Annotated in this window: 21 protein-coding genes; 6 read left to right on the forward strand and 15 right to left on the reverse strand. The window is 62.7% G+C overall.

Annotated elements, in window-relative coordinates:
- Positions 1-73: 73 nt before the first annotated feature.
- Entirely contained in the window at positions 74-1885 is a 1812-nt protein-coding gene (locus ACFE8X_RS08085) for an IlvD/Edd family dehydratase (protein ID WP_375450948.1), read from the reverse strand.
- Between the two features lie 289 nt (positions 1886-2174).
- On the opposite strand from ACFE8X_RS08085, the gene ACFE8X_RS08090 reads away from it, so the two are divergent.
- The 4 genes from ACFE8X_RS08090 to ACFE8X_RS08105 are packed head-to-tail and all read left to right on the forward strand — an operon-like array spanning position 2175 to position 6563.
- Positions 2175-3098: a 2-dehydro-3-deoxygalactonokinase gene (locus tag ACFE8X_RS08090; RefSeq protein WP_375450949.1), complete on the forward strand. Its 924-nt coding sequence runs from the start codon at positions 2175-2177 to the stop codon at positions 3096-3098.
- 12 nt (positions 3099-3110) lie between these two features.
- On the forward strand, positions 3111-3725 hold the full coding sequence (locus ACFE8X_RS08095) for a 2-dehydro-3-deoxy-6-phosphogalactonate aldolase (protein ID WP_375450950.1): 615 nt from the start codon (positions 3111-3113) through the stop codon (positions 3723-3725).
- Complete coding sequence (locus tag ACFE8X_RS08100) at positions 3722-4597, forward strand: SMP-30/gluconolactonase/LRE family protein (RefSeq protein WP_375450951.1); 876 nt, start codon at positions 3722-3724, stop codon at positions 4595-4597. Before ACFE8X_RS08095 ends, ACFE8X_RS08100 begins: the two co-directional genes overlap by 4 nt.
- Positions 4598-4607: 10 nt before the next feature.
- The gene (locus tag ACFE8X_RS08105; RefSeq protein WP_375450952.1) at positions 4608-6563 is read left to right on the forward strand and encodes a beta-galactosidase; all 1956 of its coding nucleotides are present in this window, start codon (positions 4608-4610) and stop codon (positions 6561-6563) included.
- On the opposite strand, the gene ACFE8X_RS08110 is transcribed toward ACFE8X_RS08105, so the two are convergent.
- Positions 6532-8715: a ComEC/Rec2 family competence protein gene (locus ACFE8X_RS08110; protein ID WP_375450953.1), complete on the reverse strand. Its 2184-nt coding sequence runs from the start codon at positions 8713-8715 to the stop codon at positions 6532-6534. The two genes, ACFE8X_RS08105 and ACFE8X_RS08110, sit on opposite strands and share 32 nt — an antisense overlap.
- Before the next feature lie 51 nt (positions 8716-8766).
- Between ACFE8X_RS08110 and gltX the strand changes: the two genes are divergently transcribed.
- Together gltX and gltA are read left to right on the forward strand one after the other, a co-directional pair.
- Positions 8767-10185: a glutamate--tRNA ligase gene (gltX, locus tag ACFE8X_RS08115; protein ID WP_375450954.1), complete on the forward strand. Its 1419-nt coding sequence runs from the start codon at positions 8767-8769 to the stop codon at positions 10183-10185.
- A gap of 136 nt (positions 10186-10321) precedes the next feature.
- Positions 10322-11611: a citrate synthase gene (gene gltA / locus ACFE8X_RS08120; RefSeq protein WP_375450955.1), complete on the forward strand. Its 1290-nt coding sequence runs from the start codon at positions 10322-10324 to the stop codon at positions 11609-11611.
- Here gltA and ACFE8X_RS08125 read toward each other — a convergent pair.
- The 13 genes from ACFE8X_RS08125 to rpsB form a co-directional block, all read right to left on the reverse strand.
- The gene (locus ACFE8X_RS08125) at positions 11598-12734 is read right to left on the reverse strand and encodes a lipid-A-disaccharide synthase (protein WP_375450956.1); all 1137 of its coding nucleotides are present in this window, start codon (positions 12732-12734) and stop codon (positions 11598-11600) included. The genes gltA and ACFE8X_RS08125 overlap by 14 nt on opposite strands.
- On the reverse strand, positions 12727-13572 hold the full coding sequence (gene lpxI / locus ACFE8X_RS08130; RefSeq protein WP_375450957.1) for a UDP-2,3-diacylglucosamine diphosphatase LpxI domain-containing protein: 846 nt from the start codon (positions 13570-13572) through the stop codon (positions 12727-12729). Before lpxI ends, ACFE8X_RS08125 begins: the two co-directional genes overlap by 8 nt.
- Positions 13573-14382, reverse strand: coding sequence for an acyl-ACP--UDP-N-acetylglucosamine O-acyltransferase (gene lpxA, locus ACFE8X_RS08135; protein ID WP_375450958.1), 810 nt, complete (start codon positions 14380-14382; stop codon positions 13573-13575).
- Positions 14379-14855: a 3-hydroxyacyl-ACP dehydratase FabZ gene (gene fabZ / locus ACFE8X_RS08140; RefSeq protein ID WP_375450959.1), complete on the reverse strand. Its 477-nt coding sequence runs from the start codon at positions 14853-14855 to the stop codon at positions 14379-14381. Before fabZ ends, lpxA begins: the two co-directional genes overlap by 4 nt.
- Positions 14852-15880, reverse strand: coding sequence for a UDP-3-O-(3-hydroxymyristoyl)glucosamine N-acyltransferase (gene lpxD / locus ACFE8X_RS08145; protein ID WP_375450960.1), 1029 nt, complete (start codon positions 15878-15880; stop codon positions 14852-14854). The genes fabZ and lpxD overlap by 4 nt, the downstream gene beginning before the upstream one ends.
- A 73-nt stretch (positions 15881-15953) precedes the next feature.
- Positions 15954-18077 (reverse strand): outer membrane protein assembly factor BamA, encoded by a 2124-nt coding sequence (gene bamA / locus ACFE8X_RS08150; RefSeq protein ID WP_375450961.1) that lies wholly within the window; start codon positions 18075-18077, stop codon positions 15954-15956.
- Between the two features lie 184 nt (positions 18078-18261).
- Positions 18262-19398, reverse strand: coding sequence for an RIP metalloprotease RseP (gene rseP / locus ACFE8X_RS08155; RefSeq protein WP_375450962.1), 1137 nt, complete (start codon positions 19396-19398; stop codon positions 18262-18264).
- A gap of 43 nt (positions 19399-19441) precedes the next feature.
- A complete protein-coding gene (locus tag ACFE8X_RS08160) occupies positions 19442-20302 on the reverse strand; it encodes a phosphatidate cytidylyltransferase (protein WP_375450963.1) in 861 nt (286 codons plus the stop codon).
- Complete coding sequence (locus tag ACFE8X_RS08165) at positions 20299-21060, reverse strand: isoprenyl transferase (protein ID WP_375450964.1); 762 nt, start codon at positions 21058-21060, stop codon at positions 20299-20301. Before ACFE8X_RS08165 ends, ACFE8X_RS08160 begins: the two co-directional genes overlap by 4 nt.
- Before the next feature lie 32 nt (positions 21061-21092).
- Positions 21093-21647: a ribosome recycling factor gene (gene frr, locus ACFE8X_RS08170; protein ID WP_375450965.1), complete on the reverse strand. Its 555-nt coding sequence runs from the start codon at positions 21645-21647 to the stop codon at positions 21093-21095.
- A gap of 11 nt (positions 21648-21658) precedes the next feature.
- Positions 21659-22378, reverse strand: coding sequence for a UMP kinase (pyrH, locus tag ACFE8X_RS08175; protein WP_375450966.1), 720 nt, complete (start codon positions 22376-22378; stop codon positions 21659-21661).
- A gap of 196 nt (positions 22379-22574) precedes the next feature.
- A complete protein-coding gene (tsf, locus tag ACFE8X_RS08180; RefSeq protein ID WP_375450967.1) occupies positions 22575-23507 on the reverse strand; it encodes a translation elongation factor Ts in 933 nt (310 codons plus the stop codon).
- Positions 23508-23575: 68 nt separating this feature from the next.
- Entirely contained in the window at positions 23576-24373 is a 798-nt protein-coding gene (gene rpsB / locus ACFE8X_RS08185; protein WP_375450968.1) for a 30S ribosomal protein S2, read from the reverse strand.
- Positions 24374-24486: the final 113 nt, after the last annotated feature.

A 24486-nucleotide genomic window follows, 5' to 3' on the forward strand; every position in this document is an offset into this window, starting at 1 on the left:
TACGCCACTGCCACCTAGGCGAAAAAAGGCCCGCCAATTTGGCGGGCCCGTTGTTTTTCGGTTGGCGTTCTGACTAGTGATTGTCGCGCGGGATGCCGTTGGTCTGGGCGATGCGCTGGTATTTTTCGGCGGGCTTGAGGATGGCGCCGTCGCCGAGCTGGCCGACGATGCCGCGCTGGATTTCCTGCCAGGGGGTCTGGTGCTTGGGGAATTTATAGCCGCCCATGGATTCCAGATCGGCGCGGCGCTTCGCGATTTCGGCGTCGGAAATCAGGATATTGGCCTGACCCACATTGAGATCGATGCGGACGCGATCGCCGGTGCGCAGGATTGCGAGGTTACCGCCTGCTGCTGCCTCGGGGGAAGCATTGAGGATGGAAGGCGAGCCGGACGTACCCGACTGGCGGCCATCGCCGATGCAGGCGAGAGCGGTGATGCCCTGCTTGATGAGGTATGCGGGCGGGCGCATGTTGACGACTTCGGCCGCACCCGGATAGCCGATCGGGCCGGCGCCACGCATGAACAGTAAGGTGTGCTCGTCGATTTCGAGAGCCGGATCATCGATGCGGTGGTGGTAGTCCTCGGGACCGTCAAACACCACGGCCTTGCCCTCGAAGGCACCGGGGCTGGCCGGATTGGCGAGATAGCGATCACGGAATTCGGTCGAGATCACGCTGGTCTTCATGATGGCGTTGTCGAACAAATTGCCGCGCAGGACCAGGAAACCGGCTTCGGTCTTGAGCGGGTTGTCGAAGCGGCGGATGACCTTTTCGTCCTGGATCGGGGTGTTGCGGCAATTTTCGCCGATGGTCTTGCCATTGGCTGTGGGCGCGTTCTCGCGGATGAGGCCCTGGCTCATCAATTCGTTGACGACGGCCGGAACGCCGCCGGCGTGGTAGTAATCCTCGCCCAGATATTCGCCGGCGGGCTGCAGATTGACCAGCAGCGGCACCTTGTGGCCATAGGTCTGGAAATCCTGTAGTTCGAGTTCGACGCCGATATGCTTGGCAATGGCCTGGATGTGGATGGGCGCGTTGGTCGAGCCGCCGATGGCGGAGTTGACCACGATGGTGTTGATGAAATTGTCCTTGGTCAGGATGTCGGAGGGCTTGAGGTCCTCGTGCACCATGTCGACGATGCGCTTGCCGGTGCGATAAGCCATTTCCTGACGATCGCGATACGGCGCGGGAATTGCCGCGGATCCCGGAAGCTGCATGCCCAGCGATTCGGCCAACGAATTCATGGTCGAGGCGGTGCCCATGGTGTTGCAATAGCCGGTCGACGGGGCCGAGGACGCGACCAGTTCGATGAACTTGGCGTAATCGATTTCGCCGGCCGCCATCATCTGGCGGGCCTTCCACACGATGGTACCGGAGCCGGTGCGCTCGCCCTTGTGCCAGCCATTGAGCATGGGGCCGACCGATAGCGCGATGGCGGGGATATTGACGGTGGCGGCGCCCATCAGCATGGCCGGAGTGGTCTTGTCGCAACCGATGGTCAGGACCACGCCGTCGAGCGGGTAGCCGTAGAGAACCTCGACGAGGCCCAGATAGGCGAGATTGCGGTCAAGGCCCGCGGTCGGGCGCTTGCCGGTTTCCTGAATCGGATGCACCGGAAACTCGATGGCGATGCCGCCGGCTTCGCGGATGCCCTCGCGGACGCGTTCGGCCAGGACGATATGATGCCGGTTGCAGGGCGACAGGTCCGAGCCGGTCTGGGCAATGCCGATGATGGGCTTGTCGGACTGCAGTTCTTCGCGCGACACGCCGAAATTCATGTAGCGTTCGAGATAAAGCGCCGTCATATCGGGATTGTCGGGGTTGTCGAACCAGGCGCGCGAACGCAATTTCTTGGGAGCCGCACTGCCGCCGTTACCTGCAGTCATGTTGATTGTCCTTAATGATCCGTGCGGCAATCCGGCGCCGCTCGTTTGAGCCGTTTTAACATGGCTGGGGCCAGTGTGAACGCTATTCCGCGAAAAAATCATACTAATGGCGGGGCAGGCCCAATCGGCGGTCATTTCTTGCTGGACGCCCTGACGTGCTTACCCCACGAGGGGACGAGGCGGCGCGGGCCGGATCATCTGCCCGGACGGTCCGTGCAAATGGGCTGGTTGAAACGACGATCTGCGACTAGGGTCGCGCCGCCATAACGGTGTCGTCATAGAGGGTTTCGTGAACAGTTCAGTAGATTGGGTTGCGGTCGATTGGGGCACTTCCAACCTTCGGGCCTGGGGGATCGACGACACAGGCGGCATAGCGTTCGCGAAAACGTCGCCGAACGGCATGGGCAAGCTGGCGCGCGAGCAGTTTGCGGGGGCGCTTACCGAATTGCTGGCGGATGTCGAGGGGCCGGCCGGCCGGCCGATCAGCGTGTTGATCTGCGGCATGGCCGGTGCGCGCCAAGGCTGGCTGGAAGCACCGTATCTGCAGGCGCCGACCGATCTGCGGGCGCTGCTGGATGGCGCCGTGCATCCCGAGATGCCCGACGCGCGGTTCCGACCGACAATTCTTCCGGGCGTGTGCCAGAAAATGGCCGGGTCCGACAACGTCATGCGGGGCGAGGAAACCCAGCTCCTCGGGCTGGCCGCGCTTAATCCGGGGTTCTCGGGCGTCGTGTGCATGCCGGGAACGCATTCGAAATGGGCGCAGCTTTCCGGCACTCATATCGAGCGTTTTGCCACGGCGATGACGGGCGAGTTGTTCGAGGTGCTGCGCACCCATTCGGTGCTGCGGCATTCGCTCGACGGCGATCTCGAAGGGCCGGGGCGCGGCGAGGGTTTTGCCGTCGGCGTGCAGGCGGGGCTGGATCATCCCGAGCGCCTTTTGGGCGAGTTGTTCGAGGTGCGGGCCGGCTCGCTGCTGTCGGGGCGCCAGCCGGACTGGTGCGCGGGCTATCTGTCGGGCCTGCTTATCGGGAGCGAAATCGGCGCCAATCGCGTTTGGATCGGCGATGCGGAAGTGCCGCTCATCGGCTCGGCCGCCCTGTGCGGCCTCTATGGGCAGGCGTTGGACCGGATCGGGGTGCGTTCACGTCTGGTGGACGCGACCGAGGCCGTGCTGGCGGGGCTCAAGGCAGCGCGGCAATTCTCCAATTAGCGGACGGACATCATGCACACTCCTCGCCATATCATTGCCATCCTGCGGGGCATTACCCCGCCCGAAACCGTGGACGTCTGCAAGGCGCTGATCGATGCCGGGATCACCATGATCGAGGTGCCGCTCAACTCGCCCGATGCGCTGAACAGCATTTCCCTGGCGTCCAACACGTTCGGTGATGACGCCATGATCGGCGCCGGCACGGTGCTGACCAAAAAACAGGTCTGGGCCGTGGCCGATGCCGGAGGCACGTTCATCGTTTCACCCGATACCAATAAGTCGGTGATCGAGGAGACGGTGCGGATCCAGCTGGCCTCCTATCCGGGGGTGTTCACGCCCAGCGAAGCGTTCCGCGCCATCAGGGCGGGCGCGACCGGGCTCAAGTTTTTTCCCGCCGAAGTGCTGGGGCCAAAGGGTATCAAGGCGATCAAGGCAGTGCTGCCGCCGGACATGCCGCTTTATGCGGTGGGTGGCGCCAATCCGGACAATTTTTCCGAGTTCTTCGCCGCAGGCTGCATCGGCTTCGGGCTAGGGACTTATCTCTACAAGCCGGGCGTGGAAATGGCGCAGATCGTCGAGCACGCAGGTTTGGCCGTTGCTGCCTATGACAAGGGCACAGCGCAATGAACCAAACGGCCGAGCTTTTGATCGACAGCCAATGTGCCTTGGGTGAAGGCCCGTTCTGGCATCCGTTGCGGCAGCAGGTGTTCTTTTTCGATATCAACAACAGGAAGCTGTTCGCCGCTGAGGCGGACGGCGCAGTGGCGCAGATCTGGTCGTTCGACGAGATCGTCGCGGCCGCAGCGGTGATCGACGCGGACAATCTGGCGATCGCCACCGAAACCGGGCTCAAGCGGTACAACCTATTGACCGGCGCCGTGAGCCTCATCGTGCCGATCGAGGCGGACAATGGGCTGACCCGCACCAATGACAGCCGCGTACATCCGTCCGGGGCGTTCTGGATCGGCACGATGCGCAAGGACGAGGACGCGGCCGAAGGGACGGTTTATCACTACCGCGCGGGCAAGCTCAGCGTCATTCGCCGCGCGGCCAAGGTGCCCAATGCCACCTGTTTTTCGCCCGATGGCCGTATCGCCTATTGGACCGACACGCCGACCAAGCAGATCCTGCAATGCCCAACCGATCCGGCGACGGGTATGCCGATAGGTGAGTGGTCGCTGTTCGCGGATGTTGCGGATGGCCGGGGTTTCCCCGATGGTGCCGTTGTGGATAGCGAGGGCTATCTGTGGAACGCCAAATGGGGCGGAAATTGCGTCGTGCGTCATGCGCCCGACGGCACGGTCGATCGCATCATCGAGGTGCCGGTCAGCCAGGTCAGCTGCCCGGCATTCGGCGGACCGGAGCTCAAGACGCTGTTCTTGACCACGGCCAACAAGACGCTCAGCGCCGAGCAACTGGCAGAAGAAAAGGTCGCCGGTGGCGTTTTCGCCATCGCGCTCGACATTGCCGGACAGCCCGAGCCCCTCATCACCCTCTAGAGTTTACTTCATGACCCCTGCGCTTGGCGTTTGCTATTATCCCGAACATTGGCCGGAGACATGGTGGGACGGCGATGCCGCTCGCATGGCGGAAGTGGGGATAAAATTCGTTCGTATCGGCGAGTTCGCCTGGTCCAAGCTTGAAGCGGCTCCCGGCGAACTGACGTTCGAGTGGATCATTCGCGCCATGGACGTGCTTGGCAAGCACGGGCTCAAAGTGGTGTTCGGCACGCCGACGGCCACGCCACCGCGCTGGGTCGTCGGCAAGCATCCCGACATGCTGGCCGTGGGCGCCGACGGCCGGCGGAAGGGTTTCGGTTCGCGCCGGCATTATGACTTTTCCCATCTCGGCTATCGCGAGGAAGCGCGCCGGATCACGCAATTGCTGGCTGACGCGGTGGGACAGCACCCGGCCCTCGGTGGCTGGCAGACCGACAATGAATATGGCTGCCACAACACGACATACTCGTATTCGCCGGCGGCACTGGCCGGGTTTCGGCTCTGGCTGGAGGCACGCTATGGCACGATCGCGGCGCTGAACGAGGCGTGGGGCAATGTATTCTGGTCGATGGAATACAACCGGTTCGACCAGATCGAGCTGCCAAACCTCCTGGTAGCCGAGGCATCGCCCGCCCATGACATGGACTTCCGGCGCTATTCGTCCGACCAGGTGGCGGCGTTCAACGCGGTGCAGTACGAGATTTTGAAAGCCGCGCGACCCGACCTGCCGGTCATCCACAATTTCATGGGCCGGTTCACCGAGTTCGACCACTATGACGTTGCCAAGACGCTCGATGTGGCCAGTTGGGATGCGTATCCGCTGGGACACCTGGCGGTCAGCGACGAGCCGGACGACGTCAAGACGCAGTACATGCGCCAGGGCGAGCCGGATTATCAGGGGTTTCACCACGATCTTTATCGCAGCGTGGGCCATGGCCGCTGGTGGATCATGGAGCAGCAGCCGGGGCCGGTGAACTGGGCCGATTATAATCCCGATCCCCTGCCCGGCATGGCCAGGCTTTGGGCTTGGGAGGCGTTTGCGCATGGCGCCGAGGTCGTCACCTATTTCCGCTGGCGGCAGGCGCCGTTCGCGCAGGAGCAGATGCATGCCGGGCTATTGCGGCCCGACAGCGAGCCGGCGCCTGCCTATGGCGAGGCCGTGCAGGTTGCACAGGAATTGCAGGCGACCGGCATCAGCGGCGTGGCCGGCAAGGCGCGAGTCGCCATCGTCTTCGACTACCAGAGCGAGTGGGCCTGGCAAATCCAGCCGCAGGGCAAGGGCTTCAGCCACGGCGCCCATGTGCGGGCGATTTACGCATCGTTCCGCAAGCATGGCGTCGATATCGATATCCTGCCACCGGCAACGACGAGCTTTGCCGGTTACGACATCGTCGCCATTCCGGCGCTGTTTACCTGGAACGACGCCTTGCGGACGGCCATCGAAGAGTTCGAGGGACTGTTGCTGATCGGACCTCGCAGCGGTTCCAAGACGGAGAATTTTTCCATTCCGCGGTCCCTCGCGCCAGATTTGCCGCGCAACCTGCTGGATCTGCGCGTCGTCCGGGTTAGCACGACTGACCCGGTGCATCAGACGCCGGTCAAGGGCGGCGGCGCGGTGCAGCATTGGCGCGAGCGGGTTGAGACCGGCGGCGAAGTGGTGTTCGAGGACCACGACGAGTTGCCGGTGCTGGTATCGCAGGGCAAGCTGTATTACCTGACCGCGAGCGGCAACAAGGCGCTGATGCAACGTGTGGTCGACCATTTGATCGCTGAAGCCGACCTGCCGGTGCTCAACCTGCCCGCGGGCGTGCGGTGTCGGGTGCGGGACGGTTTTCGCGTCTATGTGAACTATGGAGCGGGAGCTGCTACGCTCAACGCTGCAGCGGACGAAACCGGCTATGTGGTGGGCACGGCGGACATGCCGGCGGCGGGTGTCAGCGTAGCGCGGCTCGCCAAGGGCGCGTGAGGCTGGGCACGGCCGGGCGGATGTCGAAGGCTTTGGCCGCCGCGTTCCAGCGCAGCCATTGCACGCCGCCGGCGCGCAGGTCGCGCGCATCGATGACCTGCGTCTGCGCCCGGCAATAGGCAGGCGCCGGAATGCGGGCGATGATCAGATCGTGCCGGGCGCAATCTTCGGCAAAGGCGTCCGGGCTGGCGACCACGGAAATCGAGAAGGCGTCGGTCGCGGCCATGCAGGCAAGACTGTCGCAATGGGCGTCATCGAGTGCGTCCGCGATATCCTCCTGGTAATATTGGCTCCAGACGTCGACGGCGAAGGTGCCGGTCTTGCCGGCGAGCAGACCAAGACCGGACGTGCTGCGGACTGCTACGGCCCGGGTGGTATCGGCGATCAGCACGTCGGGGCGCGCGTCGAGCGCAAATAGGAGGATTGCCGGGATCGCGAGGATAGGCGCGGCGAACCGCCAATAGGTTCGGACAAAGGCAAACCAGGCCATGGCCAACAGGCCGATGAAAAGGGCAATCGGCGTCAGGAGCGGGTTGCCTTGCAGGCCCGCGCTCCAGCCGGCGACCAAGGCCGCAATGTCCAGCATGCGCTCGATGCCCCAGGCCATGACCAGCAGGAATGGGGATTCGAGGCCGAACGGCATGGCAAGAACCGATGCCATGGCGGCGGGCATGATGACGACGGAGACGACGGGCAGGACCAGCACATTGCCCAAGACACCAAGCGGAGCGGTTTGCTGGAAATGATAGGCGGAAAACAACAGCGTCGCCGTGCCGGCGATCAGGCTGGTGAGCGCGGCGACCCATATGTGTTTGACACTCCGGCCGATCCAGCTCCGGTGCTCGGCCGGCGGCTTGCGGGGAAGCTCGTAAACGCCGATCAGCGCGACCACGGCGGCAAAAGAGAGCTGGAAGCTGGCGCGGAAGACGCTGGCCGGATCGATGACGATGATGACCAGCGCGGCGATCGCGACGTTGCGCATGGTCAGGGCCCGCCGACCCGCAAGCACGGCGCCGAAGATCAAGCCCAGCATGAGTGTGGAGCGCAGCGCCGGGACATTGGCGATGCCGCCGGCCAGCAGCAGATAAAAGCAGGCTGTCACTATGCCGCCCAGCGCGGCGATTTTCTTGACCGGCAAAGGCGGTGTCCAACCGGCGAGGCTGGCCAGGAGCAGGCGCAATATGGCATAGACCCCGCCGGCCACCAGCGACAGGTGCAGCCCCGAAATGGAATAGACATGGGCCAGCCCCGAGGCGGCCATGACGTCGCGGGTTTCATCTGAAATCAGGCTCTGGTCGCCCATGACCATGGCTTGGCCGATGGCGGCCGAGGCGCCGGTCAGCACGCGCTCGATACGGCTGGCAATGGCGCGGCGCAGATTTTCCACGGCGCGGGTCGGGTCAAGGCCGGAGCCGCTCGACACCAGCACCAGGCCGCCGGTGACGTTGCCATAGGCGCCAATGCCGGAAAAATAAGCGTGAAACTGGCTGTCGAAAGCGCCGGGCAGGACGGGACCGGGAATGGGCGCAAGCCGTAGCCGGGCTTCGATGACATCGCCGGGTGCGAGCGGCGGCTCAGCGCCGACCAGCAGGCGGGCGCGCGCGACGATCGCGGACTTGCTGTCCCCCACGGGCGTCAACTGCGAGACGACGATGCGCCGCTCGGTTGCGGTTTGGGTCAGGATTTCATCGACCGTCGCGCGATATTGCCCATAGATGGGAAAGCTCAGCATGGGCGTGCCGAACAGCAGACCATGGACCGGCAGCAGGCAGAGGCCGGCCCAAAAGGCCGACAGCAGCACCAGGGCACGCAGCCGATCGATATGCGCGAGCGAGGCGGCAAGCAGCGCCACGAGCAGGATCGCCACGCCGAGCAGAGCCCAAGGACTTGGCTCGTGGGGCAGCTGGCTATAGGCGACGAGCCCGCCGATGATGCTGAAAGGCAGGAGCACGAACAAGCGTCGCGTTTCGATCGCGTCCCCGATCGCCAGGGACAGCGAGAGGGTCAGTCGCTGCCGCCATGGCACAGCTACAGGGCCAGGCGACGGTGGCCAGGTGACGACGATGCCGGGCGGCTTGCGTGCCACCGGCAGCTCGGCGATGTCCAGTGTTTCGGCCCCCCGCACCGGCTTGCCCCCTGCCCTTGCGCTCATACCCGCCTATGCTACACACGGCACGCAAACTCGTCCAACCGTTCCGGTCTCATGTCCCAGGTCATCACTCGCTTCGCGCCCTCGCCAACCGGTTACCTGCATATCGGCAGCGCCCGCACCGCCCTGTTCAACTGGGCCTATGCGCGCCATACGGGCGGCAAGATGCTGCTGCGCATCGAGGATACCGATCGCGAGCGTTCGACCGAACCGGCGATCCAGGCGATCTATGACGGGTTGAGCTGGCTGGGACTGCAATGGGACGATGAGCCGACCCTGCAGTTTGGCCGTGCGGCGCGGCATGCCGAAATCGCGCACGAGCTGGTGGCCAAGGGCCATGCCTATCTCTGCTATTGTTCGCCGGACGAGTTGACGCAAATGCGCGAGGAAGCCCGCGCCGCCGGCAAGCCACCGCGCTATAACGGCTATTGGCGCGACCGCGACCCGGCCGAGGCACCCGCCGGCGTGGCGCCCGTGGTGCGCATCAAGGCGCCGCTGGCTGGCGAGATCGTGGTTGATGACCATGTCCAGGGCAAGGTCGTGTTCAAAACCGAGAACCTGGACGATTTCATCATCCTGCGTTCTGACGGCACGCCCACCTATATGCATGCCGTTGTGGTGGACGATCATGACATGGGCGTCACCCATATCATTCGCGGCGACGATCATCTGACCAATGCCGCGCGCCAGATCGTCATCTACAACGCCATGGACTGGACCGTGCCGGAGATGACCCACATTCCGCTGATCCACGGGGCCGATGGCGCCAAGCTCAGCAAACGCCATGGCGCCCTGGGCGTGAACGTCTATCGTGAAATGGGCTACCTGCCCGAGGCGCTGCGCAATTACCTGGCGCGGCTGGGCTGGTCGCACCAGGACGACGAGATTTTCTCGACCGAGCAGATGATCGAGTGGTTTAGCCTCGAAGCGCTCAACAAGGGCGCGGCGCGCTTCGACTTCGTCAAGCTGGAAAGCATCAACGGGCACTATATCCGCGAGGCGGCGCCGGATTATCTTTACGGCGTGATGGTGGCACTGGCGCAGGAAATCGGCCGGCTGGCCGATCATGAGGGCCTTGTCGCCAACACGCAGACCGTGCTGGCGGCGCTGCCAGAATTGCAGCCACGCGCCAAGACCGTCCTGGAACTGATCGAGCTGGCGCAGTTCATCTATGCGTCACGTCCGTTGACTATCGATAGCGCGGCCGCGGCATTGCTGACGCCCGATGCGCGGGCGGTGCTCGGCGATGTTCGCGAATTGTTGACGGGTTTGAACGATTGGAGCGTGCCGGCAATCGATGCCGCGATGCGTGTCCTGGCGGACGCCAAGGGGTTAAAGCTGGGAAAGTTGGCACAGCCGTTGCGCGCCGCATTGACGGGACGGACGATTTCGCCGGGTATTTTCGAGGTTATGGTGCTGATCGGACGCGATGAAAGCCTGGCGCGGCTTGGCGACCAAATCGAGAGCAAATAATATCGGTTTACCTATCGGTTGCCTCGAAAGGGGCAATGCTGATACCTCAAATAGAGCATATGCTTAAGCCAAGTTTGCCGGCCCCGCCCAACGAAACTCCCTTCCGCTCGGGTGGTGGGCCATCGAGGAGAGCTCAATGACCGATAAAGTCGCCAAACTCGTCATCGGGGACCAGTCCTACGAATTTCCGGTGCTGTCCGGGTCGGTGGGACCGGATGTCATCGACATCCGATCGCTTTATGCCAAGACCGGATTGTTCACCTACGATCCCGGGTTTACCTCGACCGCCGCTTGCGACAGCGCGATCACCTATATCGATGGCGACAAGGGCGAACTGCTGTATCGCGGCTACCCGATCGACCAGCTTGCCGCCAAAAGCAGCTATACCGAAGTGTGCTATTTGCTGCTTTACGGCGAATTGCCCAACACGCAGCAACTGGCCGAATTCGACGAGCTGGTGACGCACCACACCATGGTGCACGAGCAGATGCACTATTTCTATCGCGGCTTCCGGCGCGATGCGCATCCGATGGCGATCATGACCGGCGTGGTCGGGGCAATGGCCGCGTTTTACCACGACTCCACCGACATCACCGATCCGCAGCAGCGCGAAATCGCCTCCATCCGGATGATCGCCAAGATGCCGACGATCGCCGCGATGGCGTATAAATACTCGGTCGGGCAGCCGTTCGTTTATCCGCGAAACGATCTCGACTATGCGTCCAATTTCCTGCGGATGTGTTTTTCCGTGCCGGCGGAGGAATACGTGGCCAACCCGGTTGTCGCCAAGGCGATGGACCTGATTTTTACCCTCCATGCCGACCACGAGCAGAATGCCTCGACCTCGACCGTGCGGCTGGCCGGCTCGTCGGACGCCAATCCGTTTGCTTGCATCGCGGCCGGGGTGGCCTGCCTGTGGGGTCCGGCCCATGGCGGCGCCAATGAAGCGGCGCTCAACATGCTCAAGGAAATCGGCACCGTCGATCGCATTCCCGAATTCATTGCGCGCGCCAAGGACAAGAATTCGGGCTTCAAGCTGATGGGCTTCGGGCACCGCGTCTACAAGAATTTCGATCCCAGGGCGACGGTGATGCAAGCCACGGCCAAGGACGTGCTGGAGCTGTTGGGCGTGCACAACAATCCCACGCTGCAGGTGGCGCAGGCGCTGGAAAAGATCGCGCTCGAGGATCAATACTTCATTGACCGCAAGCTCTATCCCAATGTCGATTTCTATTCGGGGATCATCCTGGAAGCGATCGGCTTCCCCACCTCGATGTTTACCGTGCTGTTCGCCATGGCGCGCACGGTGGGCTGGATCGCGCAGTGGAAGGAAATGATCGCCGATCCGCAAAAGAAGATCGGACGGCCGCGCCAGCTGTACAATGGCTCGCCAGCGCGCGACTACGAGGCGATCACCGGTCGCTGACCGGCCAATGGCCAAGGACCCGGTCTGCAGGGTCCTGCCGGGGGGCATCGGGGGCGCCCTGCTCCATCAATGCAACGAGTTCGTCAAAGGCCACGATCTGGTTGTGGCGGGCTTTTTCATTGTCCAGCAGGCGCCTTGCGGCGGCGACCAGCAGGTCGGGTTCGGGCCTGACCGTGATCAGTTCCTCGGTTACCGGGCGGGCCAGGATAATATTGGGCAGCCCTACCTGCGGGCGGCCGATCCGCTCGAACTCGCGGGCCTGGGGCGTGTCGAGCACATAGATGACCACCATGGGCAGGCGCGCCAGCGCCAGTTCCAGCGTGGCGGTGCCGGAGACCGATAGTGCGATGATGCTTTGAGCGTAGAGCGCATGACGGGCCGTTCGGTCCGCAACGATCGTCACCGGGACGGGCCAGTTGGCCGTTTCGGCGCGGAGTCGGGACTCCAGCGACGGCAAGGTGGGGATGAAAAATCCGTCCACGGCGGAATGATCGGCCAACTGGCCGGCAACCTGGCCCAGCACAGGCAGATGGCGGCGCAACTCGCCGTTCCGGCTGCCGGGTAACAGCGCCACCAGCCCTCGGGCAGAGGTGGCGCAGATCGCCAGGCCTTCATCCAGCGCCGGATGCCCGACATAGCTGGTTAGCGGACCCTCGAGGCGCGTCATCACTGCCGGCTCGAAGGGCAGCACGGCCAATACCTCGTCGAACAGGGGCTTGAGCGCCTTGGCACGGTGCGGTGCACGGGCCCAGACGGTAGGCGCCACGTAGAGCAGGATGGGTTTGCCGAAGCCGAGCGTCTTGATCCGCTTGGCCAGACGCTTGGAGAAATCCTGGGCATCGACCAGGACGACGATATCGGGCTGGGTTGCCATGATGGCGCGCGCCGTTTGCTCGATGCGCCACAGCAGCAGCGGCAGGCGCAGCAGCACGTCGGTCAGCCCCATGACCGCGAGGTCGCTCATGGGGAACGGCGGGCGCAATCCCTGGCCGATCAACTCATCGCCGCCGACGCCGGACACGTCGACATTGACCTTGGCGCGCAGTCGCTTGACCAAGTCGGCAGCGATGCGATCGCCGGATGGCTCGCCAGCCAGAACAAACAGCTTGAAGGTATTATTCATCGGCAAGCCTCAGGCCGACGACGCTGATGCCGAGCCGGTTGGCGGTGTCGAGCAGTTCAGCGCGTTGCAGCAGCAGGCTGCGGCCCGCTTCCACCGCAATCGCCGTGATGCCGGCAGTGGTGCAATTGATCACGGTTTGCGGGCCGATAGCAGGCAGATCGGCAAAACTGGGCTGTTGTGGCTTGATGGCCTTGGCCAGGATCAGTCGCGCGGCGCCATCGCCGGCAAGGCCCTGGCGCTTCAATTCGCCTATGCGCGCAATCAGGGCATCGGTGCCGCCAATGTCTTCGACCGCGATAATGCGGTGACCCGAAACGACGGCAGCCTGGCCGATATCGAGCGCGCCGATGGCCCGCGCCGTGCGCAGGGCAAACCGGGCAAATGCCAGGTCGGCGTCGACAAGGTCCGGGCCCGCGATCGTCGTTTCCGGCGCCAGAAGGTCCGGGGCGATTTCATGGATGCCGACCAGGTCGGCACCGCTCATTTTCTTGAGCACGCTGCCCAGCGCTGCAAGGGTTGCGTCACCGACCGGGGCAGCATTGCCCGAGGACGGCACATCCTTGTTGGCGAAGCGGATCAAGCCTTCGCGCGCCTTGTCGGGCAGGTGGATGGCGCCGGCCATGACGATATGGGTGGTGCGAAAGACCTTGAGCGCCCAGATGATGGCAAGCGGATTGGCGACATCGGCGGCGATGACCTTGACGTCGGTGACATCCTCGCGCGGGGTCAGGGAAAGGACCTGCACCTTGTAGCCGGCGGCCAAAGCCGCCTGCACTGCCAGCGGCGCGAGGGCTCCGGTTCCGGCGAAAATCGAAAGCCGCCCCGTCGACCTGGCCATTTATTCGGGCGCGTGGCCGTTGCGAGGGGTCAGGATCGGACGGTCGGATGCAGCCCCGATGAAGGTCACCACGTCCTGCACCAAGGCATCGTTCTTGAACAGTTCGGCAGCGTCTTCAACCCGCTCGCGCAAGGTCCCCTCGCTGGCGAAAATCATGCGATAGGCGGCGCGCAACCGATGGATCGCCTCGCGATCGAACTTGCGCCGCTTGAGGCCAACCAGGTTCAGGCCCGCCAGCGAGGCGCGGTTGCCCAGAGCCATCCCATAGGGGATCACGTCGCCGTCGATCATCGACTGGGCGCCGATAAAGGCGTGCGGGCCAACGCGCGTGCGCTGATGCACCACGGCCATGCCGCCGAACGTGACGTTGTCGCCGACCACGACATGGCCGGCCAGGCCGACGTAATTGGCCATGATGACGTTGTTGCCAATGATGCAATCGTGAGCCACGTGGGCGCTGGCCATCAGCAGGCAGTCATTGCCGATCCTGGTCAGCATGCCGCCGGCGGCGGTGCCGGGATTGATCGTCACGGCCTCGCGGATAACGCAGCGCTCCCCGATCTCCAATCGCGACTCTTCGCCGGCATATTTGCGATCCTGCGGCTCGTGGCCGATCGAGGCAAAAGGGAACACCCGGCTGCCGGCGCCAATCTCGGTATGACCATCGATCGATACGTGGGAAATCAGCTCGACATCGTCATGCAGCGCCACATTGTCGCCGATGATGCAGAACGGGCCGATCTTGACGCCGGCCCCAAGCCTGGCCCCTGCCCCGACAATTGCGGTTGGGTGTACCAAAGCCTGGCTCACAGGGGCGCACCCACGATCATCGCCGTAATCTCCGCTTCGGCGATCACATGGCCATCGACGATCGCCTTGGCCTGGTAGCGCCCGACATTGCGGCGGCGCTGGATCTTGGAAATGTGATACTCGATCGTGTCGCCGGGGCCGGACGGCTTGCGGAACTTGGCCTTGTCGACGCCCAGCATCAGAACAATGTTCTTCCTGCCGCCATTGGAGTCATTGTGGATGACGATGGCACCGGCGGTCTGCGCCATACCCTCGATGATCAGTACGCCCGGAAAGATCGGATTTTCGGGAAAGTGGCCCTGAAATATGGGCTCATTGAAGGTGACGTTCTTGATGCCGATGGCGGACTGATCGCCGTTGATCTCGACGATCCGGTCGATCATCAACATTGGATAGCGGTGCGGCAGAGCCTGCAGGATTTCGGCAATACTCATCGCGGTGAGTTCGGTGCTCGCGATCGACTGATCGTTCATTTCCGCTTGTCCCCCTTCGAGAGTTTCCGCATGACAGCGATTTCCCGCCAGAAGTCTCTTATATCCTGCGCCGGGGCACCGGCAAGCTTGGAGCCGGGAGGCCAGTTCTTGGTTACCGCGGCGCGCCCGTGTATCACCGAACCGGCGCCGATCGTCAGGTGGCCGGAGGTGCCGGTACCGCCGCCCATCAACACGCCATCCCCGACGATCGTCGATCCCGAAAGCCCACTCATGGCGGCGATGAGGCAATTGCGACCTATGCGGCAGTTGTGGCCAATCTGGACCAGGTTGTCGATCTTGGTGCCTTCGCCGACCACTGTATCGCCCAGGGCGCCGCGATCGATTGTCGAATTGGCGCCGATTTCCACGTGATCCTGCACGATGACGCGGCCAAGCTGGGGGATTTTACGATTGGAGCGGCCATGGTCGAGCCAGCCGAAGCCTTCGGTGCCGATGCGGACGCCCGAATGGATGGTCACCCCGTTGCCGAGATGGGCGCAATCGATCGTGCAATTGGGGGCAATGGTGCAGTTGCGGCCGATGGTAACGCCGGAGCCGATGACGGTATTGGCCCCGATAATGGTGCCGCGGCCAATCTGCACGCCTGATCCCACCACTACATTGGTGCCCAATACCACGTCGCGTTCCAGAATCGGCGCACCCAGATCGTCGCGCAGTGCGGCAATGATCGAGCGGGTGCTGCCGGGATAGAGATAGTCCAGAATATCGGCGAACAACTGGTGCGGCTGCTCGACGAGAATGGATTGGCTATGAGCGGGCACGGCGTCGCGCAGGCCGGCAGCGACTATGACGAGGCCTGCCGAAGTGGCGCGCAGTTCCTCGACATAGTTAAGGTGAGCGGCCAGCGCCAGATCGTGGGGACCGGCGAGATCCAGCTCGGCAACACCGGCGATTGCGAAATCGCTGGCCGGCAGTCCTGCCAGCGCGTCGCTCCAGCCGGTCGCGGTCAATATCGTGCCGAGCGTGGTCGGACCGGCGAAGCGATGAAAGCGGGTATCGACCATTGGGGTATCACTCAAAAGGATCGAGCCGCGGCGCTACCGCCCCGCGGCTCGATCATCATTCACGCCGATCTGGTTACAGCAGCGTCGACAAGGTCAGCTGGAACACCTGGGTGCGATCCTCGCTCGACTGGTTGAGGACATGCGCGAAGTCGCCGCGCAGGGGTCCGAACGGCGAGTCCCAGAGCAGGGACGCACCAACCGAGGCACGGATCGGCTCATCGGTGCTGCCCGGCGATACCGTATTGTCGCCATAGGCGGGCATACCATCGACCCAGGCCGCATCGGCCCAAACGGCGCCGCTCAGGCCATAGCTCTCGGGAAGAACCGGGATCGGGAACTGGATTTCACCCGAGATACCGGCATAGGCAGTCGCCCCGAGATATTCGCCCGTCGTCAGCCGTGGCCCAAGGCCCCGGCCTTCGAAGCCACGGATCAGCGAGCTGCCCGGATTGAAGGCTTCGACCGAACTCACGCCTGCATCGTCGAGCGCATTGATGACGCCAGCCTGGCCCTTGATGCTGGCCACGATGCCGCTGTCATCAAGCAGAGGGATGAAGTAGCGCCCACGAGCCTCGGTTTTGATCAGGTTATGATCCCAGCCGATATATTGCTGCGTGAAGGTGCCGTAGAAGCCCTCGGTGGGTTTCTTGACATTGTCGACGCCATTCCAAGTGAGGGTATAGCCGATGAACGCCTTGTAGTATTCCTCACCATCGACAACCAGCGTCGACTGATACTGCGGATTGTCCTCAACGTCGACGATGACCTTGCGTTCACCGCCGGCAAAGATGGTCGCCGACAAATCGCGCGTCAGGGGCACGCCGAAGCGAAGCTGTCCGCCAGTTGATTCGGAGCCGTAGAAATTCGTCTCGCTTTCGTCGGTGATCCGATGATAGGCGTCGACGCCGGCGCTGACCTTAAGACCCATGAAGCGCGGCTCGGTAAACGAAAAGTCGTAGGTCTGGCCTGACTCGGAAGCGCCAATGGCAGCCCGCAGGTACTGGCCACGACCAAGGAAGTTGCGTTCCGTCAGCGAGATTTCGCCCAAGATACCATCGTTGGTGGAATAACCCGCGGTTGCGCCGTAGTCACCTGTCGACTGCTCGGTCACGGCGATGTTGATCACAACCTTGTCCGGCGCCGAGCCAGCCTGGGTGGAGATATCCACGGCGCTGAAATAGCCGAGGTCCTGGATGTTGGAGCGGCCGCGAACGACCATGGAGCGATTGAAGGGGTCGCCTTCGGCAAACTCCAGCTCACGACGGATCACGAAATCACGCGTCTTGGTATTACCGGTGATGTTGATGCGCTCGACATAAACCCGCGGGCCCTCGTCAACCAGATAGGTGACGTTAAGCGTCCGATTGGCAGCGTCGCGATCGACGCGGGCACGCACGTCAGCGAACGAATAGCCCTGCGACGTCGCCTCGTAGGACATGTCTTCGATGGTCTTTTGCAGGTCGGTCACCGAATAACGGCTGCCCTGCCCCGTTTGCACCGTGCCGGTCAGCACATTGGTGTTGAGGCCATCGATGCTGGTTTCGATCCCGACATTGCCGAATTCATACCGCTCACCTTCGTTGACGGTGAAGTTGATGAAGTAGGCATTCCTGGAGGCGTCGTATTCGCCGACCGATGTCACCTGCGCATCGGGATAGCCGCGATTGGCGTAATACAGGCGCACACGCTCGCGATCGACGGCGATCTTCTGCTCGTCATAGGTATCGTCGCGGAAGAGCCAGCTCAGGATGCCGGTTTCCTTGGTCAGCAGATTGTTCTTGAGGCTGCCGCTGTCGATGGAATTGTTGCCGGTAAAATTGATTGCGGCAATGCCGGCGCGCTCGCCTTCGTTGACCACGAAGGTGACGCGGATACGACCATCGGCGATGGCTTCGGTGCGCGCGGTCACGCCGATGGAGCGGAAGCCATCCTTGTCATAGGCCTGGCGGATGCTTTCAATATCGGAGGCGATGCGCTCCTGCGTGACGATGCCGGATGCCGAGACATCGACCATTGCCAGCAATTGCTCGTCGGAGAAACGCTTGTTGCCCTCGAACAAGACGGAACCAACAAGCTGTTCCTGCGCTTGTACAATTGCGGTGCCGAAAACCGGCATGCTGGTGGGGACGAGTGGCGCAGCGCCCAGGATTGCCAGCGCGAGAAATACGCCGCGCGTCAGCCTTTTAGGGTGGATCATCGTTTTTATTGCCTTCTTCGCCCAGCCTGGAGAATCGTCATGCACAGCGCTCCCCCAAGCTAACTCCATTGAACTGTTTTACTGTTTTTTTAACCACAGACAAGGCGGAAGCCCGGACGCGGTTAGTAAATGATTGGCGCCCTTGTATTCGTGCAACACCTTGCGAACCAAGGTTAACAAGGGGTTAGCTCAGCGTCCTCAAATAGGCGAAAAGCGTGTCATTAAAGAGCGTAAACACCGTTAGGGCCAGCACCAGGGCAAAGCCAAAGCGGAAGCCTATCTCCTGCACCTTCATGCTGAGCGGACGACCGCGCAACGCTTCGATCAGATAATACAACAGATGCCCGCCGTCGAGCATCGGTACGGGCAAAAGGTTGAAGATTCCTATATTGAGCGACAGCAGGGCGGTGAGGTTGATCAGCGCGATGATGCCCAGCGTAGCCACTTCACCGGAAACCTTAGCGACCTTGACTGGTCCGCCCAACTGCTCGACATCGCCGCGGCCGACGAAGAAATCGCCGAGAAAGGCGCCGGTGCGCTGCACGATGAAGCGGATTTCCTCCACGGTCATGCCGAGTGCCTCGACCGGTCCGGGCCGGTAGAGCGTGACATCGGTATCGGTCATGTCGCGGCTGACGCCGATGCGGCCGATTCGCTGGTTATTGCCGAAGCGATCCTGAACCTGGACAGCCTCGGGCGTCAGGGAAAGGGTTTGCGGGACATCATTGCGCTCGATGGCAATGCTCACCGGTCGGGCGGGACTGGTGGCGACATAGCGTTGAAAATCCTCGAAGCCGCGCACGACATAGCCATCGACCGAAATGATGGTGTCGCCGGGTGCAAGGCCCGCCTGCTCGGCGACTGAGCCTGCAGTCACCCCACTGATCACCGGAGGGATGGTGTAACGGCCATAGCCGAGCAGCAGGGCGTAAAGGATGAGGAAAGTGAGGATGACATTGGCCAGCGGACCGGCTACGACCACGGCAATGCGCTGCCAGACGTTCTTGTTGGCAAACAAGCGTGGCGCGAGCGCCGGATCGGCGTTTTCCACCGCATCAGGATCAGGAACGCTAGCGGCATTCATGTCGCCGACGAAGCGGACGTAGCCGCCGAGCGGAATTGCCGAAATCTTCCAGCGCGTACCGTGCCTGTCGTCCCAGCCGATCAGTTCGCGACCAAAGCCGATGGAGAAAGTCTGAATGGCGATGCCATTCCAGCGCGCTACGAGATAATGCCCCATTTCGTGCACGAAAACGATGACTGTCAGTACTGCCAGGAACGGCACCACGTAGGACAGCAGCCAAAGCGGAAAATCGAGCATTTTTATCCTTAGTTTCCGATACCGGCTGGACCGCGTCGGTGCACTACCAGAACAGCAGGCCCGATGCGACCGCGCCAAAGCCAGCATGCCAGGCGCCGATCAGCAGCACGAACAAGACGCCGAATGTGAGGCTGTCGAGCCGGTCCATCAGGCCGCCATGTCCGGGAATGATATCGCCGCTGTCCTTGATGCGGAAGTGGCGCTTTGCCGCGCTTTCGCCCAGATCGCCCAATTGGCCGAGAACGCTGATAGTGGCCGACGTCACAAGCCCGATCCACCAAGGCGAGTCGGTGGCAAAGATCCAGACCATGAGCCCTGCGGATGTGCCAAGGGCCAGTCCGCCAAGAGCGCCCGACCAGGTCTTGGAGGGCGAAATGTCAGGAGCCAGTTTTTCCCCGCCAAGCTGCCGGCCGGTGAAGAAGGCAGCCGAGTCAGTCATCCAGACTACCGTAGCAAGGTATACGCCGGCCCAGATGCCGTCCGGCGTCGTGCCGCGCAAGGCAAGCAGGGCGACAATGACGGCGCCGATCAGGACAAGGCCGCCGATGCGCCAGAGCGTTTCCTCGCCGCGCGCGGCAATGGCCAGGGCGCAGGCCAGCGCCACAAGCATGAGGGGGCCGAGCAGGCCGAGCCAGATGAACAGCGGTCCGCACAGGGCCATGAGGGCAATCAGCGCAATGCCGACCGGCGTCAGCGGCGCGCGGGTGACCATGGTCTCCCATTCCCGATAGACGCCGGCAAAGACGATGCCAACCACCAGCCCAAACAGATAGCCACCGAAGTAGAGCGTCAGCGCGACGATGGGGAGAAGAATGGAGGCAGACACCAAACGCGGGCCAAGGTCGGCCCAATTGCGGCGGCGGGCGGGGACGGGCTCGACAGCGGGGTCGCCGGGATTGGTCAAGGCAATTTCGCCTCGACACCGCCAAAGCGCCGGTCGCGCAATGAAAAGGTCTGCAGTACGCGCAGGAAGCTGGCCTCGTCGAAATCAGGCCAGTTCTCCTCGACGAATACGAATTCGGAATACGCCGCCTGCCAGAGCAGGAAATTGGAAATGCGCTGCTCGCCGCTAGTGCGGATGATCAATTCGGGATCGGGAATACCATGGGTATAAAGGCTGCGCTCGATGGTGGCTTCGGTGATGTCGTCGGGATGCAGCCGGCCGGCAGCGACCTCGCGGGCGATCAGGCGTGTGGCATCGGTTATTTCGGCCTTGCCGCCATAATTGAAAGCCACGATCAGCGTTAGGCCGGTATTGATGGCGGTCTTGGCCTCAACGTCATCGATCAGGCGAACCAGGGATGCCTCAAGGCCCGAGCGCGCGCCGATAATGCGCACCCTAACATTGTTACGGATCAGCTTTTGCAAATCGGACGCCACAAAGCGGCGCAGCAAATTGAAGATGAAGGTTATCTCTTCGCGTGGCCGCGTCCAGTTTTCGGAGGAGAAGCTGAACACCGTGACATTGCGCACGCCATAGTTGATGCACAGCTCGACCAGGGTGCGCAGGGCCTTGACGCCTTCGATATGACCCTCGGTGCGACGCTTGCCGCGTGCCTTGGCCCAGCGCCCGTTGCCGTCCATGATCACCCCCAAATGCACGGGAACGCGCAGGCGCGAAAGCGGCGCGGTGTCGATGGTGATAGCGGGTTCGCTGGACATCTACGCCCTCCCGGCGCAGCGGTTGAAGGGCCTCAGACCTGCATGATTTCCTGTTCTTTGGCGAAGACCAGCGCATCGACCTCGGCAACATGCGCATCGGTGGCCTTCTGCACGACATCGGTTTGTACGCGGGCGTCATCCTGGCTCATATCACCGTCTTTTTCGGCTTTTTTGAGCGCATCCATACCGTCGCGACGGATGTGGCGGATGGCGACGCGAGCGGCCTCGGCGTAGTTATGCGCGACCTTCGTCAGATCGCGACGGCGCTCCTCGTTAAGCTCGGGCAAGGGAACGCGGATCACCTGCCCCTCCCCCATGGGGTTGAGCCCAAGACCACTGTCGCGAATGGCCTTTTCGACGGCGTTGGCCATCTGGCGATCCCAGACCTGGACGCTGAGCATGCGCGCCTCGGGCACCGTCACCGTGGCCACCTGGTTTAGCGGCATGCGACTGCCATAGGCCTCCACCGTGACCGGATCGAGCAGACTGGCGCTGGCGCGGCCGGTGCGCAGGCTCGCCAACTCGTCGCGGAGCGAGGCGATGGATTTCTGCATGCGGGTTTTGAGATCATTGAGATTGTAGGCCATGGTATTATCCTCTAGAGCGGCTTGCCGACGCGTGTGCTGCGGACGCGGCCCGCGAGAACGCCGGAGAGCCCTTCCTTGTCGTCCAGCGCGTAAACGATTATCGGCAGGTTATTGTCGCGGGCAAGGGCAAAGGCGGCTGTGTCCATGACCCGCAAATTCTGGCTGATGACGTCATCGTGGCTAATCTGGTCGTAGCGGGTGGCGGTCGGGTCCTTTTTCGGATCGGCTGAATAAACCCCATCCACATTGGTGCCCTTGAACACCACGTCGCATTCCAACTCAATGCCGCGAAGGGCTGCGGCCGTGTCGGTGGTGAAGAACGGATTGCCGATACCGCCGCCGAGCACGACAACATAGCCGTCCTCAAGCGCTGCCTTGGCGGCACGAGCGGTATAGGTGTCGGCGACCGACGGCATGGTGGTAGCGCTGAAGACCTTGGCCTTGACGCCGGCGGCGGTCAGGGCCCCGGCCAAGGCCAAGGCGTTTATGACAGTGCCGAGCGTGCCCATCATATCGGCGGTGACCCGATCGCCGCCATTGGCGGCCACGGCCATGCCGCGAAAGATGTTGCCGCCGCCGGTGACGATGGCCATCTGAATGCCGGAGCGCGCCACTTCGGCAATCTGTCCGGCGACGCCGGCAAGGTATTCGGGCTGGATGCCAAAGCTTTGATCGCCAGACAGCGCTTCGCCCGATACCTTGAGCAAAATGCGTTTGTAGGCAGGCGCCATCAGCAAACCCCTTGTTACAGGACGGGGCGCCGATTCCGGCGACGCCCGACAGACATTAGTGCATAAGGACGCCCGGTGGGAAGCGCCGGGAGCCACGAAACAGCATCAGGTTTAAGACATTGTGCTCGATCGATGCCGGGTGAGGCCGGACCTGGCAGAGAGCAAAAGGCGGGCCCGGAGACCCGCCTCGATCGGTTCAGTTCTGCTTGACGCCTGAGGTCGCGGCGACTTCGGCAGCGAAATCGGTCTCGACCTTTTCAATGCCCTCGCCCAGCGCGTAGCGAATGAATTGCGTCAGCTTGATCGGCGCGCCGGCGTCTTTCTCGGCATTCTTGATCGCGTCGCCAACCTTGGTTTCGCCATCGATGACGAAAACCTGGGCCAGCAGCGTGACTTCCTCGTAATACTTGCGGACGCGGCCTTCGACCATCTTTTCCACGATCTCGGCGGGCTTGCCGCTTTCGCGGGCCTGCTCGGCGAAAATTGCCCGCTCACGAGCGACGACGGCCTGATCCAGATCGTCAGGCGAAATCGACAGCGGGTTGGTTGCGGCGATGTGCATGGCGAGCTGCTTGCCAAGTGTCGACAGCGCGGTTTTGTCGCCGGTCGACTCCAGGGCCACCAGGATACCCATCTTGCCCATGCCCGGCTTGACGGCCGAATGGACATAGCTTTCCACCACGCCATTGCCGACCGAAAGCGAGGCAGTGCGGCGCAGGGTCATGTTCTCGCCGATCTTGGCGATGGCTTCGGTCAATTCGGCTGAAACCGAGTGGCCCGATCCCGGGAAGGGCATTTCGCCCAGCTTGACCACGTCGCCGTCGGCGTCGAGCGCCAGCTTGGCGACATTGCCGACGATGGCCTGGAACTGCTCGTTCCGGGCCACGAAATCGGTCTCCGAATTGACCTCGACCAAGGCGGCAGCGGTGCCATTGGTGGCAACGCCAACCAGGCCTTCAGCGGCGACGCGATCGGCCTTCTTGGCCGCTTTTGCCAGGCCACGGGTGCGCAGCCAATCGACCGCGGCTTCCATGTCGCCATTGGTTTCGGCCAGGGCCTTCTTGCAGTCCATCATCCCGACACCGGTCGAGTCGCGAAGCTGCTTGACCATTCCAGCAGTGATTTCCATAGGTTCACCTCTTGGCGGCCCCGTAAAGGGGCCGCATGGTTCAATAAAACAGGGCTCGTATAAGCGTCTTAGTTGACGGTTGGTGTGGGCTCGGCGGCAGGAGCCTCGTCGGCTTCTGGCAGGGCTTCCTCAACCGGCGCGCGATCGGAGGCGCCCAGATCGGTGCCCATGGCGCTGGACGAGCGGCCGATACCGTCGATCGCGGCGCGCGAGACCAGCGACACATAAAGCTCGAGCGCGCGGCTGGCGTCGTCATTGCCGGGAATGGCGAAATCGACGGTGTCGGGATCGCAATTGGTGTCGACGATGGCAATGACCGGAATGCCCAGGCGGCGGGCTTCCTTGATCGCGTTGGCTTCCTTGTTGGTGTCGATGACGAACAGCAAAGACGGCAGGTTACCCATGTCCTTGATGCCGCCGAGGTCGCGCTCCAGGCGCTCCTGCTCGCGGCTCATCATCAGGCGTTCCTTCTTGGTGCGGCCTTCGAGTTCGTCGGTGCCCATCGATTCGAGCTGGCGCAGGCGCGAGATCGAATTGGAGATGGTCTGCCAATTGGTCAGCGTGCCGCCGAGCCAGCGCGAGTTGACGAAATACTGGGCCGACGACTTGGCCGCCTCGGCCACCAACGGCGCGGCCTGGCGCTTGGTGCCCACGAACAGCACGCGGCCGCCATCGGCAACGGTGTCGGAGATAAGCTGGAGGGCGCGGCTGAGGGCCGGCACGGTCTGGCTCAGGTCGAGAATGTGAATGTCGTTGCGCACGCCGAAGATGAAACGCTCCATCTTGGGGTTCCAACGATGCTTCTGGTGGCCGAAGTGGACGCCAGCTTCAAGCAATTGGCGCATAGAAAAATCGGGCAGTGCCATGATGGCTGCTCCTGTTTACCGGTTGATGCCTCCACGAAGCGTTGCGACAGTTGCCTGCCACCGGATGGATCGCTGGATGCCCAGCAAGCCTGCCTCGTGTGTGAAATCGCGCC

Origin of the sequence: uncultured Devosia sp., from assembly GCF_964244875.1 — a bacterium.
Lineage (GTDB): Bacteria > Pseudomonadota > Alphaproteobacteria > Rhizobiales > Devosiaceae > Devosia.

Excerpts from the sequence above, each read along its gene's own strand:
- ACFE8X_RS08085 (WP_375450948.1), bottom strand. The coding sequence starts at position 1,885 with ATGACTGCAGGTAACGGCGGCAGTGCGGCTCCCAAGAAATTGCGTTCG.
- ACFE8X_RS08095 (WP_375450950.1), top strand. The coding sequence starts at position 3,111 with ATGCACACTCCTCGCCATATCATTGCCATCCTGCGGGGCATTACCCCG.
- ACFE8X_RS08100 (WP_375450951.1), top strand. The coding sequence starts at position 3,722 with ATGAACCAAACGGCCGAGCTTTTGATCGACAGCCAATGTGCCTTGGGT.
- ACFE8X_RS08105 (WP_375450952.1), top strand. The coding sequence starts at position 4,608 with ATGACCCCTGCGCTTGGCGTTTGCTATTATCCCGAACATTGGCCGGAG.
- ACFE8X_RS08110 (WP_375450953.1), bottom strand. The coding sequence starts at position 8,715 with ATGAGCGCAAGGGCAGGGGGCAAGCCGGTGCGGGGGGCCGAAACACTG.
- gltX (WP_375450954.1), top strand. The coding sequence starts at position 8,767 with ATGTCCCAGGTCATCACTCGCTTCGCGCCCTCGCCAACCGGTTACCTG.
- gltA (WP_375450955.1), top strand. The coding sequence starts at position 10,322 with ATGACCGATAAAGTCGCCAAACTCGTCATCGGGGACCAGTCCTACGAA.
- ACFE8X_RS08125 (WP_375450956.1), bottom strand. The coding sequence starts at position 12,734 with ATGAATAATACCTTCAAGCTGTTTGTTCTGGCTGGCGAGCCATCCGGC.
- lpxI (WP_375450957.1), bottom strand. The coding sequence starts at position 13,572 with ATGGCCAGGTCGACGGGGCGGCTTTCGATTTTCGCCGGAACCGGAGCC.
- fabZ (WP_375450959.1), bottom strand. The coding sequence starts at position 14,855 with ATGAACGATCAGTCGATCGCGAGCACCGAACTCACCGCGATGAGTATT.
- lpxD (WP_375450960.1), bottom strand. The coding sequence starts at position 15,880 with ATGGTCGATACCCGCTTTCATCGCTTCGCCGGTCCGACCACGCTCGGC.
- bamA (WP_375450961.1), bottom strand. The coding sequence starts at position 18,077 with ATGATCCACCCTAAAAGGCTGACGCGCGGCGTATTTCTCGCGCTGGCA.
- rseP (WP_375450962.1), bottom strand. The coding sequence starts at position 19,398 with ATGCTCGATTTTCCGCTTTGGCTGCTGTCCTACGTGGTGCCGTTCCTG.
- ACFE8X_RS08165 (WP_375450964.1), bottom strand. The coding sequence starts at position 21,060 with ATGTCCAGCGAACCCGCTATCACCATCGACACCGCGCCGCTTTCGCGC.
- frr (WP_375450965.1), bottom strand. The coding sequence starts at position 21,647 with ATGGCCTACAATCTCAATGATCTCAAAACCCGCATGCAGAAATCCATC.
- pyrH (WP_375450966.1), bottom strand. The coding sequence starts at position 22,378 with ATGGCGCCTGCCTACAAACGCATTTTGCTCAAGGTATCGGGCGAAGCG.
- tsf (WP_375450967.1), bottom strand. The coding sequence starts at position 23,507 with ATGGAAATCACTGCTGGAATGGTCAAGCAGCTTCGCGACTCGACCGGT.
- rpsB (WP_375450968.1), bottom strand. The coding sequence starts at position 24,373 with ATGGCACTGCCCGATTTTTCTATGCGCCAATTGCTTGAAGCTGGCGTC.